Origin of the sequence: Roseovarius nitratireducens, assembly GCF_002925845.1 — a bacterium.
Lineage (GTDB): Bacteria > Pseudomonadota > Alphaproteobacteria > Rhodobacterales > Rhodobacteraceae > Roseovarius > Roseovarius nitratireducens.
The window spans coordinates 178,286-193,514 of the sequence record NZ_PDNI01000074.1 but is presented as its reverse complement, the minus strand read 5'-3'; the positions used below and the strand labels follow the sequence as shown (position 1 = coordinate 193,514).

The window sequence follows — 15,229 nt, the reverse complement described above, 5'->3', positions numbered from 1 at the left end:
GATCATGGGCAAGATCAAATTTCTCATCCCGTTCCTCGTGGTGGTTGGCTTCCTCGGGCTCTCGTCGATCTTCGTGGTGGACGAGCGCGAGAATGCACTGGTGCTGCAATTCGGCCAGATCAAGGCTGTTCACGAGAACCCGGGGCTCAACTTCAAGATCCCCTTCATCCAGGAGGTGGTGCGCTATGACGACCGCATCCTGTCGCTCGACACCGACACGATCGAGGTGACGCCGTCGGACGACCGCCGGCTCATCGTCGATGCCTTTGCCCGCTACCGCATTCGCGACGTGGTGCAGTTCCGGCAAGCGGTCGGCATCGGTGGCATGGCCTTGGCCGAGGACCGGCTCTCGTCGGTGCTCAATGCGCAGATCCGCGAGGTGCTGGGGGCCGACCAAGTGACATCCGATTCGATCCTGTCGCCGGAACGCGGCGATCTGGCGCGTCGCATCCGCGCGCAGGCGCGTACCAGCGCCGAGGGACTTGGCCTCGAAATCGTGGACGTGCGGTTGAAGCAGACCAACCTGCCCGACCAGAACCTCGAAGCCACGTTCGCACGGATGCGGGCCGAGCGAGAGCGCGAGGCCGCCGACGAGATTGCCCGTGGTAACGAGGCGGCGCAGCGCGTGCGCGCGCAGGCCGACCGGACGGTGACCGAAACGGTGTCGGATGCCGAGCGCGAGGCACAGGTGATCCGCGGCGAGGCCGATGCCACTCGCAACGCGGTCTATGCCGAGGCATACGGGGCGGACACCGAGTTCTTTGCCTTCTACCGCTCGCTCCAAGCCTATGAAAATGCGCTTCAGGGCAGCAATTCCTCGATGGTGATGACGCCCGACAGCGAGTTCTTCGATTACCTGCGCTCGGGCAACGTGCAGGAATGATCGAAACCGCGCTTCTGGCCCTCGGGCTGGTGCTGATCGTGGAGGGGCTGGTCTATGCGCTGGCCCCTTCGCTCATTGACCAGATGCTGGTTGCGCTGGCGGCGTTCCCGCCCGAGGTGCGTCGCCTGATGGGACTGCTGGCCCTGATAATCGGGCTCGCGCTGGTATGGGCGGCCAAGGCGCTGGGCGCTTGAATTCACGGCGCGGGCACGGTCACATCGCTGTGATCGAATGTTACAGCCTTGGCGAAAGTGGCGACCGTACTTACATCTGATCCATCCACCGGGAGCGGCGCGGCCTTCGCGCGCGATCCCGACGACATGAACCAGAGGAGATTTTGGCGTGACCAACCCGAACATTGCCGCTACGCGATCCACAACCGGGGCCGTGCGGGCCGTATGGCTCATGGCGCTGACCGTGGCGCTGCTGCTGGCGCAGGGGGTCGCCGCGCGCGCCCTGCCCGAGACTTTCGCCGACCTGGCCGACGAGATCAGCCCCGCCGTGGTCAACATCACCACTTCGACCACGGTCGAGCAAGGCACCGGACCCCTGCCGATGGTGCCCGAGGGTTCGCCGTTCGAGGATTTCTTCGAGCGGTTCCGCGAGCAGATGCCAGAGGGCGACCGCCCGCGCCGATCTTCGGCACTGGGCTCGGGCTTCGTGATTTCCGAAGATGGCTACGTCGTCACTAACAACCACGTCATCGACAAGGCCGACGAGATCGACATCGAGTTTTTCTCGGGCGAGAAACTTTCGGCCACGGTGGTCGGCACCGATCCCAAGACCGACATCGCGCTCCTGAAGGTAGAGCCCCAAAAGCCGCTCCCGTTCGTCAAGTTCGGCGATAGCGACACCGCCCGCGTGGGCGATTGGGTGCTGGCGATGGGCAACCCGCTCGGACAGGGCTTCTCGCTCTCTGCCGGGATCGTCTCGGCGCGCAACCGGGCGCTGTCGGGCACCTATGACGATTACATCCAGACCGACGCGGCGATCAACCGCGGCAATTCGGGCGGTCCGCTCTTCAACATGGCGGGCGACGTGGTCGGCGTGAACACCGCGATTCTCAGCCCCACCGGCGGCTCCATCGGGATCGGCTTCTCGATGGCGTCGAACGTGGTCAAGCGCGTGGTCGATCAGCTCAAGGAATACGGCGAGACGCGGCGCGGCTGGCTGGGCGTTCGCATCCAGGACGTGACCGAGGACGTGGCCGAGGCGATGGGCCTCGAAAAGGTCGCCGGCGCACTGGTGACTGACGTGCCCGAAGGCCCCGCCGCCGAAGCCGGGATGCAGGCGGGCGACGTGATCCTCAGCTTCGATGGTCGTGACGTCGAGGACACCCGCGGCCTCGTGCGGCAGGTGGGCAACACCGCCGTGGGCAAGACCGTGCGCGTCGTCGTCTTTCGAGACGGCAAGACCAAGACGCTCAAGGTGACGCTGGGCCGCCGCGAAGTGGCCGAAGGGTCGATCCCCGTTGCGCAACCCGGCAAGCCCGAGGCCCCGCAGGAGAAATCCATGATGGGCCTCACGCTCAAGCCGCTCGACGACGAACTGCGCGCGCAACTCGAACTGGACGCAACTGCCACCGGGCTCGTGGTCACCGAGGTGGACGAGATGTCCGAAGCCTACGAAAAGGGCCTGCGCGCGGGCGACGCCATCACCGAGGCAGGCCAGCAGAAGGTCGCGAGCATCTCCGATCTCGACGCGCGCATTGCCGAGGCGCGCGAAGCGGGGCGCAAGTCGCTGCTGCTCTTGGTGCGCCGCGCGGGCGAGCCGCGCTTCGTCGCACTCAACATCGCGGAATAGCCGGGGATTTCCCCGCGCCGGTGAAGGGCCCCGCCTCGCGGGGCCCTTTGTCGTTTGGCGGTGCGGTTCATCAGGGGCGGTTCTGGCCTTCAGCGATCGTCGGGCATTTGGCGATGAGCCGCGCGAGCGCCCGACCGCCGGGTGGGCGCAGTTCGGCCAATGCTGTGCGATTTATGGTGCAATATACTTATTATATTTCATCTACTTGCAGCATTGCAGAAGCGCCCGCCCGATGGGGCGGTCGGGCGCTCGCGCGGCGGCGTGCAAGCACGCCTTGTTCCGCGCGGGGGCAGGAGGGGAATGACGGCTCCAGGCCAGACATGCCCACGCGCCCCACCCTCAGGACGCCGTGGTCCTGCGCGCCGTCAGCCAGGCAGCGGAAACTCCGCAAGGGCTGCATCCTTGCGCAGGTAGAGCGGATGCTTGGCCGAGCCGTCCTTGTTGAGGCCAAAGCATTTGAGCGGACGCCCGGTGGCGGCAAGCGCGGCGACGGCGCCGCGCACGGTGCCCGCGTAGCGGGGGTGCAGGCGGCCATAGGCCATGACCACCAGTTCGGCCTCCTGCGCCATTGCCACCAGCGCGGGGATGTTGGCCGGGCTGCACGCCTCGCCCGGGTCGGCGGGCAGGTCTCGCGGCGAGGTAGCGCGCCAGTCGAGCACGTTGCCCTTGAGATAGCGGGTATACCCCCAGTCACGGGCAAAGGTCAGCTCGCGGTGACAGGTGGGGTCCGAGGCTGAGGCGCTCGCCACCGAGGGGTTCATGCCCACGAAGAGAACGGCGCGCGGCGCCTCTCCGGGCGCGGTCCAGTCGCGGGAGAGCGATTGGCGATAGCGTCCGCACGGGGAAAAACCGGCCTCGCCGCGCACGCCCTCGGGCAGGCGCAAACGCACCTTGCCGCCGGGGTCGTGCCGGTCCTCGGGGGCGGTCATCGGTTGAACACGCGCGAGGGGTGCAGCTCGCCCGCCTTGTAGCGGCCCACGGCGATGGCGCGCCCGTCCTCGGCGGCCCAGCACTCCTCGCCATACTCGACACCCGAGGCGATCACCATGCCGGGATTGCCGTTGCGCAGACGCGCCGCGCCCTCTGGCGTGGCGGTGACCATCGCCAGATCGGCGAGCCCCTCCTCGAGCGGACGAAGATGCGCATCGAGATCGGGTCCGCGCGCCAGCGCCTCTATGGTCTCCATGCTGACACCGTCCTCGGCATCGAACGGGCCGGACCAGGTGCGGCGCAGCGTCACCACGTGGCCGAAACAGCCCAGCGCGCGGCCCAGGTCGCGGGCAACGGACCGCACGTAGCCGCCCTTGCCGCAGGTCATCTCGATCACGGCGTGATCGGGATCGGGGCGGTCGGCGAGCACGATTTCCTCAACCCAGAGCGGTCGGGCCGCGACCTCGAACTCCTCGCCGTCGCGGGCGCGCTTGTAGGCGCGCTCACCGTCGATCTTGACCGCCGAGAAGCGCGGCGGCACCTGCATGATCTCGCCCAGAAAGGCACCGAGCGAGTCCTTGATCTGCGCGTCCGTAGGGCGCGCGTCGCTCTCGTCGGTCACCTCGCCCTCGGCGTCGTCGGTATTGGTGGCCTGCCCCAGCCGCACGGTAAAGCGATAGGCCTTGAGCGCGTCGGTGATATAGGGGACGGTCTTGGTCGCCTCGCCCAGCGCGATGGCGAGCACGCCGGTCGCCTCCGGGTCGAGCGTGCCGGCATGGCCCGCCTTCTTCGCATCGAGCGCCCATTTCACCTTGTTCACCACGGCGGTGGAGGTCAGCCCCGCGGGCTTGTCCACCACCAGCCATCCGGAAATGTCGCGGCCCTTGGGCTTTCGTGCCATCCTTCGGTCCTGTCCCTGTCCCTCGATCAGGCGCAAGGGCCTAGTCGAGCGGAACCCCCTCGTCAACCACGACACCGAGGATGGGGCCGAGCGGCAGGAGGCCCTGATCCGAGCGGTTCAGCCCCGGCGCGTGGAGCCGCGACACCTTGCCATCGAGATAGAGCGCTTGGCGCGCGCCGATATGGTCGCGGAAGACGCGGGCGAAGCGGTGGAAATTTACCGGCGCGTCGGAGATGAGAAACCACGCGCGCCGCCCGTCGGCGGAGGTGCCGACGCCGTTGCGAATGAAGCGGCTGTCGCTGTCCTCGATAAAGCGCGGGTGCAGCGCACCGTCGATCACCAGCATCGGCCCCGATTGGGTGGCAAAGCGGCAGGCGGGGGTCTCGCGGGCGAATTCGCGCGATTCGATCACCTCGGCGCGGTCCTCACGCAGGCAGAACACGCCGTTGGGCAGCATCCCGAAATTTCCGGGTCCGGCGCGCGTGACGAGCGGGGCAATCTTGCGCCCCGCCTCGACATGGAGCCCGACGGGACGGCGGTCGGGGTGATACATGCCGCCATTCATCGCGAAGGCGAGGCGCTTGTCCTGATTCTCCAGCAGCCGCTCGACATTGGCGAAGCTGCCGAGGAGCGTATCGCTGCCGGGATCGTTGAGAAACAGGCGGATATCGTCGCGCGCGGCGTCGGCCTCGCACAGCGTGTAGCCCGCGCCCTCGGCCTCGATCGCGCGGCAGGACGCAGCAGCGGCAGGGGCGGCGAGAATGAAAAGCAGGATGGCGAGGGAAGAGCCGCGCAGCGCCCGACCGCGGGGGGGCGCTGCGACGGTGAGGCGGCGCACTTTATCGTGCCAAATATTCCGGCGGTTGTCCGGAGTTAGACCTTGAATAGCGCCCGCCCGGGGGGCGGTCGGGCGCTGCGCGGCGGCGTGCAGGCACGCCTTGATTCCGCGCAAGAGGATGCACAAGGTCCGGCGAAAGCTCGGGGATCCCGGCCTACCCCTCCACATCCCGGCGCACCTTTTCATCCTCGAAGAGCCGGCGCGTCTCGTCCATCTGGTCAAAGGTCTCGTCGAGGCGAAAGCGCAGGTCGGGGGTAAACTTGAGCCCCGCCTTGCGGCCGATGATGCGGCGCAGCTCGGCCTTGTTGCGTGCGAGGAACTCGATTGCCTCGCCCTGCGCCTCGCCGCCCAGCGGCATCACGTAGGCCGTGGCGATCTTGAGATCGGGCGAGCAGCGCACCTCGCCCACCGTGATCGACAGGCGGTTGAGCTCGGGATCGTGGATATCGCCGCGCATCAGCACCTCCGAGAGCGTGCGGCGAACGAGTTCGCCGACGCGGAGCTGCCGCTGCGAGGGGCCGGGGCCGTCATGTGTGCGGTTCTTTGCCATTGCGCCGATCTAATCCTTCGCGCGGGTCGTGCCAAGCGGCGGCAGGGCTCAATCGTCGAGATCGGCGAAGAGATTCTCGCTCTCGACGAAATCTATCCGCTCCTTGGCCACGGTGCCGTCGTTGATGTCGCGCGTTTCCACCCGGCCATCGCCAAAGCCGAGAATCACCACGTCGCAGATATCTAGGAACAGGCCGTTCTCGACCACCCCCGGCATCTGGTTGAGCGCCATCGAAAGCCGGTGCGGGTGGCCGATGCGGGCAAGGTGCAGATCGACGATGTAGTTGCCCTCGTCGGTGACGAAGGGGCGGTCGCCATTCATCCGCAGTGACGCGTCGCGCCCGAGCACGTCCATGTTGATGAGCAACTCCTCGATCAACGATTTCGTGGTCTGCCAGCCGAACGGGATCACCTCGACCGGCAGCGGAAAGGCGCCGAGATGCTCGACCTCCTTGCCGATATCGGCGATCACGATCATCTGGTCGCTGGCGGTGGCGACGATCTTTTCCTGCAACAGCGCCCCGCCGCCGCCCTTGATCAGGTTGAGATTGGCATCGAACTCATCCGCGCCGTCGATGGTCACGTCCAGCCATTTCGCCTCGTCGAGGCTGATGACCTCGATGCCCATCTCGCGGGCAAGCTCGGCGGTGCGGGTGGAGGTGGGCACGCCCTTGATCTTGAGCCCGTCCTCGCGCACCAATTCGCCCAGGCAGCGCACCATCCACGCGGCGGTAGAACCGGTGCCAAGCCCCACGCGCATCCCGTCCTCGATGTAGTCGACCGAACGTTTGGCGGCGACGAATTTGGCCTTGTCGATGGGCGAAAGCTCTCCTGTCATGGCGTCGTCCCTCCAGGCTGTGGCACCTGACGTTATAGGCGCGTTGCGGTGGCGGCGCGAGTGGCAATCGCCGTCCCGCACTCAGATCGTGAGGTGGCGCGCGCGCGCGCCGCGCTCGATCGCGGCGGCGTGCAGCCGGTCGATATCGAGCTCGTAGCGCATTTCCTCCAGCAGCCGCAACTCACGGTCGTTGAGCGTGCCATCGGCCGCCGCCACATCGCAGGCAAGCGCATAGGCGGTCTCGTTCAGCGCCTCGGGCAGGTTGGCGCGCATGAGACCAAACAGCGCGTCAAGCCCGTCCTCGACCGAAAAGAGGTCGAACACCGTCTGCGACATCACGCGCAGCCGGTCGAGATCGTAGCTGGCAAAGATGGGCAGGTTGTTGATCGTGCTCTCGATCTTGACGAGTTCGGCGGTTCGCATGTTCTCGTCGGAGGCAGAGACCGCGATCATCAGGGCGACGAGGCAATCCTGCGGCGAGAGCGAATGTGGGATCTGGTCTGACATGGGGGGCCTTTCAGGGGGCGCGTGTTGCGGTGCAGAATATTGACTGTCTCGCGCCCCGGCAATAGGAACCCGCAAGGTCGCGCGGGCCATTGCCTGCGACAAAACCGGAGTTTGAGCGATGTCCGATCTGCGCGAAGCGGCGATGAATTCGAAGGCGTGGCCTTTTGAAGAGGCGCGCCGCGTGCTCAAACGCTATGAAAAGGCCCCGCCGGAAAAGGGGCACGTGCTGTTCGAGACCGGCTATGGCCCGAGCGGATTGCCGCATATCGGCACCTTCGGCGAGGTGCTGCGCACCACCATGATCCGCCGCGCCTTCGAGACGATCAGCGACATCCCCACGCGGCTCATCTGCTTTTCCGACGATCTCGACGGGATGCGCAAGGTGCCGGGCAACGTGCCCGATCGCGAAATGCTGGCCGAGCACTTGCAAAAGCCGCTGACATCCGTGCCCGACCCGTTCGGCACGCACGAAAGCTTTGGCGCGCACAACAACGCCATGCTGCGGCGGTTCCTCGATACGTTCGGGTTCGAGTATGAATTCGTCAGCGCCACGGAATTCTACCGCTCCGGGCAGTTCGACGAGGTGCTGTTGCGCGCCGCCTCAGCGTATGACGACATCATGAAAATCATGCTCAAATCCTTGCGCGAGGAGCGTCAGCAGACCTATTCGATTTTCCTGCCCATCCACCCCGAGACGGGGCGCGTGCTCTACGTCCCGATGAAGCATGTGGACGGCGCCAGGGGCGAGATCACCTTCGACGACGAGCAGGGGCGCGAATGGACGCTTCCCGTCACCGGCGGCCGGGTAAAGCTTCAGTGGAAGCCCGATTTCGGCGCGCGCTGGGCGGCGCTGGGCGTCGACTTCGAGATGTATGGCAAGGACCATTCCACCAACACGCCCATCTATGACGGCATCTGCCGGGCGCTGGGCGTGCGCCCGCCCGAGCATTTCACCTACGAGCTGTTCCTCGACGAGAGCGGGCAGAAGATCTCGAAATCCTCCGGCAATGGCATCAGCATTGATGAATGGCTGCGCTATGCCTCGACCGAGTCCCTCAGCTATTTCATGTATCAAAAGCCAAAGACCGCCAAACGGCTGCATTTCGACGTGATCCCCAAGGCGGTGGACGAGTATCACCAGCAATTGCGCGCCTATGCCGGTCAGGACGCGGCGCAGCGGGCGGCCAACCCCGTTCATCACATCCACAACGGCGACGTGCCCGAGAGCCGGATGGTGGTGCCCTTCTCGATGCTGCTCAACCTTGCCTCGGTTTCCGCCGCCCATGACAAGGAGACGCTCTGGGGCTTCATCCGCCGCTACGCGCCCGAGGCAAGCGCCGAGACGCATCCCGATCTCGATGCCGCGGCGGGCGGGGCGGTGCGCTATTACGAGGATTTCGTCGCCCCTACCAAGGTCTATCGCGCGCCCACCGATCTGGAGCGTGAGGCACTGACCGATCTGCGCGATCAACTGGCAGCCTATGACGGGCCCACGGATGACGAGGCGCTGCAATCAATCGTCTACGCCGTGGGGCGCGACCGGTTCGACCCGCTCCGCGACTGGTTCAAGGCGCTCTACGAGGTGCTTTTGGGGGCCTCTCAGGGCCCGCGCTTCGGCGGATTCATCGCGCTCTATGGCATCGAAGAGACGGTGGCGCTGATCGACCGGGCGCTGGCGGGCGAACTCGCGTGATCGGGACCATTGCGCCACGCGGGCGACGCGGATAGCCTCGAATGCAAACGCGAATGAGGCCCCCGATGCAGACCCGTCCCCTGTTCCTTGTCGCCGTGCTGGGCGTTGCCGCCTGCGTGCAGGCGGTTTCCATGCCCGATGCGGGCGAAGGCGCGGCGATCTATGCCGAGAACTGCGCGCAGTGCCACGGCGCGTCCGGCAAGGGTGACGGCCCCTGGGCCGCGGCGATGACGCCGCCGCCCGCCGATCTGACCCAGCTTTCCGAGGATGGCACCTTCCCGCGCCGTCACGTGCTGTCGGTGATCGACGGCTACGACCGCACCGGCCTGCCGGGGCAGGACATGCCGGAATTCGGCCTGCTGCTGGAGGGCGAGACAGTGCCGGTGGATGTGGGCGACGGGGTGCTCACGCCCACACCGCGCCCGCTCGCGGCCCTGATGGCCTACCTTGAGAGCATCCAGGAGGGGTGAGCGCAGCCCCCGGCTAGCCGCCGCGGATCAGGTCGTTCTCATCCTCCGCCGCCGACAGGCCGAGCGCGTCCAGCCCGTTCTCGAGGTGATCGGACAGGTGCGGCGTGCCGATCAGGTAATCGACGCAAGGCGTCGTCGCCTCCTCAAAGGCGGTGCGCTTGGCCTCCTCGATCTCCTCGGCCTCAAAGCTGCCGCGCCCGATCCACATGACCGCGACGAGGCTTGCCTGCTCCTCCTCGCTCAGCCGGTCGATGAAGGCACGCAACTCGCCCTCGGCACGGCCAAGCTCGCGCGCCATGAGAACGATCTGAGCGATCTTGTAAACACTGATGTCCAGCATGTGTGGCCTCCTCGCGCACGATCATGCCACACATTTGCCCGCGCGCAGAGACCCTTTCCTTGATCTCACGCAAACAGGCGATAATAGAGCCCGTCCGGCAAAAATCGCGACAGGCGAAACACGTAGCTGAAAAGCCGGGGAAAATGGCGCTGAAAGGCGCCCGCGTCGCACATCAGCTCGAACATTTCCTGCGCGGCGGCCTCGGGCGACATGATGAACGGCATGTGAAACGCGTTCTTGTCGGTGAGCCGTGTCCTGATAAAGCCGGGATTGGCAAGCTGCACACGCACGCCACTGCGCCACAGATCGGCGCGCATCGATTCGGCGAGGCTCATCACCCCGGCCTTCGACGCCGCATAACCGATGGCGCCGGGCAGGCCGCGAAACCCCGACAGCGAGCCGGTCAGCACGATGTGCCCCGCGCCCTTCGCCACCATGCCGGGCACGACATGGCCCAGAACCCGCACCGCGCCGGTGAAGTTCACATCGGCCATCGCCGTGGCCTCCTCCGCGCGCCATTCGGTCGCGGGCATCGGCCAGTAGACCCCGGCCAGGTAGACCAGGCCGTCGATCTCGCCCACGGCTTCAGCCGCCTGTGCCACGCTCGCATCGTCGCGCACGTCCACCGGCACGGCGCGCGCACGTCCCGGCAGTGCGGCGACAAGCTCCGCAAGCCGCGCCTCGTTGCGGGCGGACACGATCACCTCCGCCCCCGCCGCGCTCAGCTTGTGCGCCAGCGCCGCGCCAAGCCCCTCGCTCGCCCCCATCAGCCAGTAGCGTTTGCCCTGCCAATCGGTCATGGCTCCACCCGGCGCATGGTGGCGACAAGCTCTGCCACCTTGATCCCGAACTTGCGGAACTGGCTGCGGTTCACGATCACGCCGCCGGGGGTGAGATACATCCAGTCGGTCACGCTCAGGACGTGGCCACCCGCCTCCCGCGGCAGGCGGATGCGATAGCTCAGCCGCGCCGCCGCGCCGGTCTGCTGCCCGTGGCCGGGGCCCACGAGATCGTCGGCCTCGGCGCGGATGGTTCCGTCATTGCTGAGCGTGAGCCGCCATTCGCGATCCTGCCGGTTGCCGCTGTCATAGCGGAAATGCTCGCGCATGATGCCACGCCCACCGCGCCATTCCGCCTCGAAATCGGCATCGAACCGCGACGCGACCCGCCCCAGCGGGCCATAGATCACGCCCTCGCACTTGATCGGGCCATTGAGATGCTCGCGCAGGTCGAGACGCGGCGTAGAGGCGGCATAGTCATCGAGCCGCTGCGCGCCGAACCCGGCAACTCGCGCGGCCACCGCCATGAACGCCAGCATCCCGAGCGCACCGAGGAGAATCAGTCCCACCGCGTCCATCCCGTCATCCTTTCCCGTCGTCGAGGTCCGTGCGCAAGAGCAGCGCGATAGCCCCCAGTTTCAGCAGGCAGGGCAGCCCGCCATACATCAGCGCAAGCAGCCACAGCGCCTGCGCGTCGTTCTCCCCACCCGCACGAAAGCCCCCCGCCTCCAGCGTGGGCAACACCGCCACGGCGGCGAGCGCCAGCGTGAATTTCGACACAAAGGCCCAGAGGCCGAATCCCTCGGCCCCGCCCGGCGCGATGGCCGCCATGCGGCGGGCGAAAAGCGCGGGGAGCAGCGTCATGTCCGCCCCCGTGGCCGCGCCCGAGACCACGCAAATCACCGCAAAGGCCACGAGATCGCCCGCGCCCAGCGTGACCGCCCAGCCAAAGGCGACAATCGAGACGCCCATCGCCCAGAGCAGCATCCGTTTCGCACCATACCGCTCGGCCAGCGCGCCCCAGAGCGGCGCGGCACAGGCGGCGCTGAGGAAAAAGAGCACAAGATAGGACCCCTCCCATCCCGGCGCGGCGAGGCGGCTTTCGACGAAAAACAGAAACAGCGTCGAGGTGACGGCCACCGGCGCGGCATTGACCAGCGCCACCGCCAGCAACCGCCGGGCGCGCGCGTCGCGCAGCACGGTGCCAAAGCCCGTTGCGGCCGTGCCATCGCCTCCGCCCTGCCATTGGCCAACCATCGCCAGCCAGGCCACCACCACCAGTGCCACGAAGGCCAGCGCAAAGCCCGCGTAGCCGCCCAGCAGCGTCGGCGCCGTCGCCGCAGCACAGATGCCCAGCAGCGCGCCGGTCTCGCGCCAGCGCGCCAGCCGTAAATGCCCCGCGCCAGGCAGCCGGTCGGCGGCGGCGACGCCCTCGGCATACATGCAGATGGTCAGAAAGCTGAACGCGCTGAACACCAGCGTCAGCATCAGCGCAAACCAGACGAGCGGCGCGACGGGCGGGGCGATGGCAAACAGCCCCAGCATCCCGCCCGCGATCATCGCGGCGGCAACGCTCACCGCCAGCCCCCGCCAGCGCGCGCTGCGCGCCGCCAGCCAGCCAAGCGCCGGATCCTGCACCACGTCGATCAGCCGCAGCGCGAACAGCACCGTGCCCAGCGCCGCAAGCGAGACGCCATGCGCGTCGGCATAGACCTTGGGCGCGTGGATATAGACCGGCAATCCCGCCGCCGCGAGCATCCCGGCAAAAAGCGCGTAGCCAGGCAGGCGCGGGGCGGGGGCCGCACCGGACAGGGTGGCGGCGTGGCTCATCGACTGACCTCGTCGGCGGGCGGCGCGGGGCGTGCGCGAAACCGCGCCCCCTTCCACCACAGCCGCAGCGCCTGCCAATGGATCAGCGCCAGCACCCGGCGCGACCCGAACGGGCGGCGCAGCAGCGCCCCCGCCATGCCCCGCAGGCTCAGCGGGCGCACGGGACCGGTGAGCGTGGCCACCACCCCGCCATTGCCCGCCGTCAGGTCGATCCAGATGCCGATGCGGTCGGCGCGCAGATCAAACCGGAATTCATACTCCCCCTCCACCGGCTGAAACGGCGAGACGTGGAATACCTTGCGCGCGCGCAGCCTGTCCGTGGCGGTGATCGGCGCGTGGTCGTCGCGGTGGCACAAGTAGGAATGGCGGTCGCCATAGGTATTGGTCACCTCCGCGATGATGCAGCGCGTGGCGCCACCTTCGTCGTGGCACAGCCAGAATGCCACCGGGTTGAATACATGGCCCAGCACGCGCGGCTGCGCCAAAAGCTCGATCCGCGCGGGCGCGGGCAGGCCGTGAGCGGCCAGCACCTCGCGCACCCATGCCGCGCCGCGCCCCTTGCCCGGCGGGCCACCGTGGTCGCGGTCATGCAGCGACATCACCCCCGCGCGGCCCCGCGCAAACAGGCGCGGCGCGGTCGGCGCGGCGGCCTCGGCATCCAGCAATAGGTAATCCACCCGGTAGCGAAACGCATTCTCCACCGCGCCCTTGCGCCCGTGCCATGTGTGGCCCGCGATATGGCGGACGATACTCATTCGGCGGCAATGTCTGCGGCGAACGGCGCGCTATCGCGGGCGAGGATCGCGTCGGCCACGTCGAGCCCGGTGGCGAGCCCGTCCTCGTGAAAGCCGTGGCGCAGCCACGCACCGCAGAACCACGTATGCCGCGCACCGTTGCCCGCGCGCACGCGCTCCTGCGCGGCCAGCGCACCGAGGTCATAGACCGGGTGGCGCAGCGTCACCTGGTCATAGATCAGCTCTTCGCGGATCGGCCGCGTGGTGTTGAGCGTGACGAAATGCGGATCATCCCCGGGGATCGGCTGCAGGCTGTTCATCCAGTAGGTCAGGTCGATCTGGCCCGCGCGCTTGGCCGGGCCCTCGGTATAGTTCCACGATGACCACACCGCCCGGCGCCGCGGCATGAGGCTCGTGTCGGCGTGCAACGTGATGTCGTTGGGCTGATAGGCGATGGCCCCGAGATTGCGGCGCTCCTCTGCGCTTGGATCGGACAGCAGCGCCAGGCTGTCGTCGGAATGGGTGGCAAATACCACCTCGTCGAACCGCTCCCACTCCGCACCCTCGGCGCGCAGCATCACCCCTTGCGCATCGCGCCGCACGCCCCGGACCGGCGTGCCGGGCCGCAGCGCAACACCCCGCGCCCGCATCGACGTCTCCAGCCGGTCCACATAGGCCCGCGAGCCGCCCGCGACGGTGTACCACTGATGCTGTTCGTCATAGCCCAGCAGCCCGTGGTTCTTGAAGAAACGCACCAGCGCATGCGCCGGAAAATCGAGGACCTTCTCCACCGGGGTGGACCAGATCGCACCCGAGAACGGCGTGAGGTAATACTCGCGAAACCACCGCCCCAGCCGCATCCGGTCCATCAACGCGCCAATGCTGAGGCTGCCATCCTCCGACACCGCCAGCGCGCGCGCGTTAAAGCGAAAGATGTCGCGCAGCATGAGCCAATGCCGCGGGTCGAGGGCGCGCGCCCCTTGGGCAAAATAGGCGCGCGCGCCCTCCAGCCCGTACTCGAACGCACCGCCACGGAACGACGCGCCAAAACTCATGGTGCTTTCCGTCACCGGCACGTCCAGCCGGTCGAACATGGCCGTAAGCTCGGGATAGGTGGCGTAGTTGAAGACGATGAAGCCGGTATCGACCGGCTGATCGCCGCGCTTGCCCGCGATCACCGTGCGCGCATGCCCTCCAAGCCGCGGCTCGCCCTCGTAGAGCGTCACCGCGTGACGACAGGCCAGCCGCTCGGCCACGCCCATGCCGGTGATCCCGGCGCCGATGACGGCGATTCTTTTCTGGGCGGGGTTCAGCATGACGGGGCGGCCCTCTTGAGCGTTGCGATGATCAAATGGTTTACGCGGCACGGTCGCCACCGGATTAGAATGCGTGCGACACGGTCGTGGAACGGTGGTCAGCCCCGCAAAGTGATCCGGTCCGGTGCGCGGCGCGTAACACGGGCATGTTCACCGAAACGCACCCCGCGACCGCCGCCCGCGTCGCCCCCCCCTCGCCGCCCGCGGGCCTACGTGCTATGTGGCACGCTGACAGACGCAAGGGAGCGGACAGCAGCGTGGTATCAAAGGACCGGATGACGAGAGGCCAGGACGCCTGGGTGACGTCCATGATCGCGGTGCGCGACGCACGTGACGAGGCGGCTTTCGCCCGCCTGTTCGGCCACTTCGCCCCGCGGGTAAAGGCGTTCCTCATGCGCTCGGGCGCCGACGCCACGCTGGCCGAGGAATGCGCGCAAGAGACGATGGCGACGCTGTGGCACAAGGCGCACCTGTTCGATCCGAACCGCGCCTCGGTGGCAACGTGGATATTCACCATCGCGCGAAACCGGCGCATCGACGTGCTTCGCCGCACAAGACACCCCGAACCCGAAGACCTGCCCTGGGGCCCCGAGCCAGAGCCCGACCAGGCCGATGCGCTGGCCCTGCAACAGGAAAGCAAGCAACTGGGCGAAGCGCTGGCCGCCCTGCCCGAAAAACAGCGCGTGCTGATCGAAAAGGCCTATTTCGGCGATCTCACCCATTCCGAGATCGCCACAGAGACCGGCCTGCCGCTCGGCACCATCAAATCCCGCATCAGACTGGCGCTCGACCGTCTGCGCCACGCAATGAAGTGACGA

General features: G+C 67.3%; 18 protein-coding genes. 6 read left to right on the top strand and 12 right to left on the bottom strand.

The genetic code is table 11. The features are described from left to right. Window positions 1-4 precede the first annotated feature (4 nt). The 3 genes from hflC to CRJ03_RS17330 all read left to right on the top strand — a co-directional run bounded on the left by hflC (window position 5) and on the right by CRJ03_RS17330 (window position 2,686). Window positions 5-883: a protease modulator HflC gene (gene hflC / locus CRJ03_RS17340; RefSeq protein ID WP_104020121.1), complete on the top strand. Its 879-nt coding sequence runs from the start codon at window positions 5-7 to the stop codon at window positions 881-883. Then, window positions 880-1,077 carry a DUF2065 family protein gene (locus CRJ03_RS17335; RefSeq protein ID WP_206018392.1) on the top strand — a complete coding sequence of 66 codons (198 nt, stop codon included), beginning with the start codon at window positions 880-882 and terminating at the stop codon, window positions 1,075-1,077. The genes hflC and CRJ03_RS17335 overlap by 4 nt, the downstream gene beginning before the upstream one ends. 211 nt (window positions 1,078-1,288) lie before the next feature. After that, complete coding sequence (locus tag CRJ03_RS17330) at window positions 1,289-2,686, top strand: DegQ family serine endoprotease (RefSeq protein ID WP_104020189.1); 1,398 nt, start codon at window positions 1,289-1,291, stop codon at window positions 2,684-2,686. Window positions 2,687-3,051: 365 nt separating this feature from the next. Here the strand turns inward: CRJ03_RS17330 and CRJ03_RS17325 are convergent, their stop codons facing one another. The 6 genes from CRJ03_RS17325 to CRJ03_RS17300 all read right to left on the bottom strand — a co-directional run bounded on the left by CRJ03_RS17325 (window position 3,052) and on the right by CRJ03_RS17300 (window position 7,249). Then, the gene (locus tag CRJ03_RS17325) at window positions 3,052-3,615 is read right to left on the bottom strand and encodes a DUF1643 domain-containing protein (protein WP_104020120.1); all 564 of its coding nucleotides are present in this window, start codon (window positions 3,613-3,615) and stop codon (window positions 3,052-3,054) included. After that, complete coding sequence (gene truB / locus CRJ03_RS17320) at window positions 3,612-4,517, bottom strand: tRNA pseudouridine(55) synthase TruB (RefSeq protein ID WP_104020119.1); 906 nt, start codon at window positions 4,515-4,517, stop codon at window positions 3,612-3,614. The genes CRJ03_RS17325 and truB overlap by 4 nt, the downstream gene beginning before the upstream one ends. Before the next feature lie 40 nt (window positions 4,518-4,557). Further along, window positions 4,558-5,355, bottom strand: coding sequence for a phosphodiester glycosidase family protein (locus tag CRJ03_RS17315; protein ID WP_240611711.1), 798 nt, complete (start codon window positions 5,353-5,355; stop codon window positions 4,558-4,560). 154 nt (window positions 5,356-5,509) lie between these two features. Continuing rightward, complete coding sequence (gene rbfA / locus CRJ03_RS17310; RefSeq protein WP_104020117.1) at window positions 5,510-5,905, bottom strand: 30S ribosome-binding factor RbfA; 396 nt, start codon at window positions 5,903-5,905, stop codon at window positions 5,510-5,512. Window positions 5,906-5,953: 48 nt separating this feature from the next. Then, window positions 5,954-6,742 (bottom strand): ribose-5-phosphate isomerase RpiA, encoded by a 789-nt coding sequence (rpiA, locus tag CRJ03_RS17305; protein ID WP_104020116.1) that lies wholly within the window; start codon window positions 6,740-6,742, stop codon window positions 5,954-5,956. Between the two features lie 81 nt (window positions 6,743-6,823). Continuing rightward, complete coding sequence (locus CRJ03_RS17300) at window positions 6,824-7,249, bottom strand: tellurite resistance TerB family protein (RefSeq protein WP_104020115.1); 426 nt, start codon at window positions 7,247-7,249, stop codon at window positions 6,824-6,826. A 118-nt stretch (window positions 7,250-7,367) separates the two neighbouring features. Here CRJ03_RS17300 and CRJ03_RS17295 point away from each other — a divergent pair, with 118 nt between their 5' ends. Both CRJ03_RS17295 and CRJ03_RS17290 read left to right on the top strand, forming a co-directional pair. Further along, complete coding sequence (locus CRJ03_RS17295; protein WP_104020114.1) at window positions 7,368-8,942, top strand: lysine--tRNA ligase; 1,575 nt, start codon at window positions 7,368-7,370, stop codon at window positions 8,940-8,942. 65 nt (window positions 8,943-9,007) lie between these two features. Continuing rightward, window positions 9,008-9,412, top strand: a complete 405-nt coding sequence (locus CRJ03_RS17290; RefSeq protein ID WP_240611710.1) for a cytochrome c — start codon at window positions 9,008-9,010, stop codon at window positions 9,410-9,412. Window positions 9,413-9,425: 13 nt separating this feature from the next. Here the strand turns inward: CRJ03_RS17290 and CRJ03_RS17285 are convergent, their stop codons facing one another. From CRJ03_RS17285 to CRJ03_RS17260, 6 genes are all read right to left on the bottom strand, one after another. Then, window positions 9,426-9,752: a DUF3775 domain-containing protein gene (locus CRJ03_RS17285; RefSeq protein ID WP_104020112.1), complete on the bottom strand. Its 327-nt coding sequence runs from the start codon at window positions 9,750-9,752 to the stop codon at window positions 9,426-9,428. Between the two features lie 65 nt (window positions 9,753-9,817). Beyond that, window positions 9,818-10,552, bottom strand: a complete 735-nt coding sequence (locus tag CRJ03_RS17280; protein WP_104020111.1) for an SDR family NAD(P)-dependent oxidoreductase — start codon at window positions 10,550-10,552, stop codon at window positions 9,818-9,820. Beyond that, a complete protein-coding gene (locus CRJ03_RS17275; RefSeq protein WP_104020110.1) occupies window positions 10,549-11,109 on the bottom strand; it encodes a DUF3833 domain-containing protein in 561 nt (186 codons plus the stop codon). The genes CRJ03_RS17280 and CRJ03_RS17275 overlap by 4 nt, the downstream gene beginning before the upstream one ends. 4 nt (window positions 11,110-11,113) lie before the next feature. After that, window positions 11,114-12,361 (bottom strand): MFS transporter, encoded by a 1,248-nt coding sequence (locus CRJ03_RS17270; protein WP_104020109.1) that lies wholly within the window; start codon window positions 12,359-12,361, stop codon window positions 11,114-11,116. After that, window positions 12,358-13,116 carry a DUF1365 domain-containing protein gene (locus tag CRJ03_RS17265; RefSeq protein WP_104020108.1) on the bottom strand — a complete coding sequence of 253 codons (759 nt, stop codon included), beginning with the start codon at window positions 13,114-13,116 and terminating at the stop codon, window positions 12,358-12,360. The genes CRJ03_RS17270 and CRJ03_RS17265 overlap by 4 nt, the downstream gene beginning before the upstream one ends. Further along, window positions 13,113-14,411 (bottom strand): NAD(P)/FAD-dependent oxidoreductase, encoded by a 1,299-nt coding sequence (locus CRJ03_RS17260; protein WP_104020107.1) that lies wholly within the window; start codon window positions 14,409-14,411, stop codon window positions 13,113-13,115. The genes CRJ03_RS17265 and CRJ03_RS17260 overlap by 4 nt, the downstream gene beginning before the upstream one ends. Window positions 14,412-14,686: 275 nt before the next feature. Here CRJ03_RS17260 and CRJ03_RS17255 point away from each other — a divergent pair, with 275 nt between their 5' ends. Further along, entirely contained in the window at window positions 14,687-15,226 is a 540-nt protein-coding gene (locus CRJ03_RS17255; protein WP_206018391.1) for a sigma-70 family RNA polymerase sigma factor, read from the top strand. Window positions 15,227-15,229 lie beyond the last annotated feature (3 nt).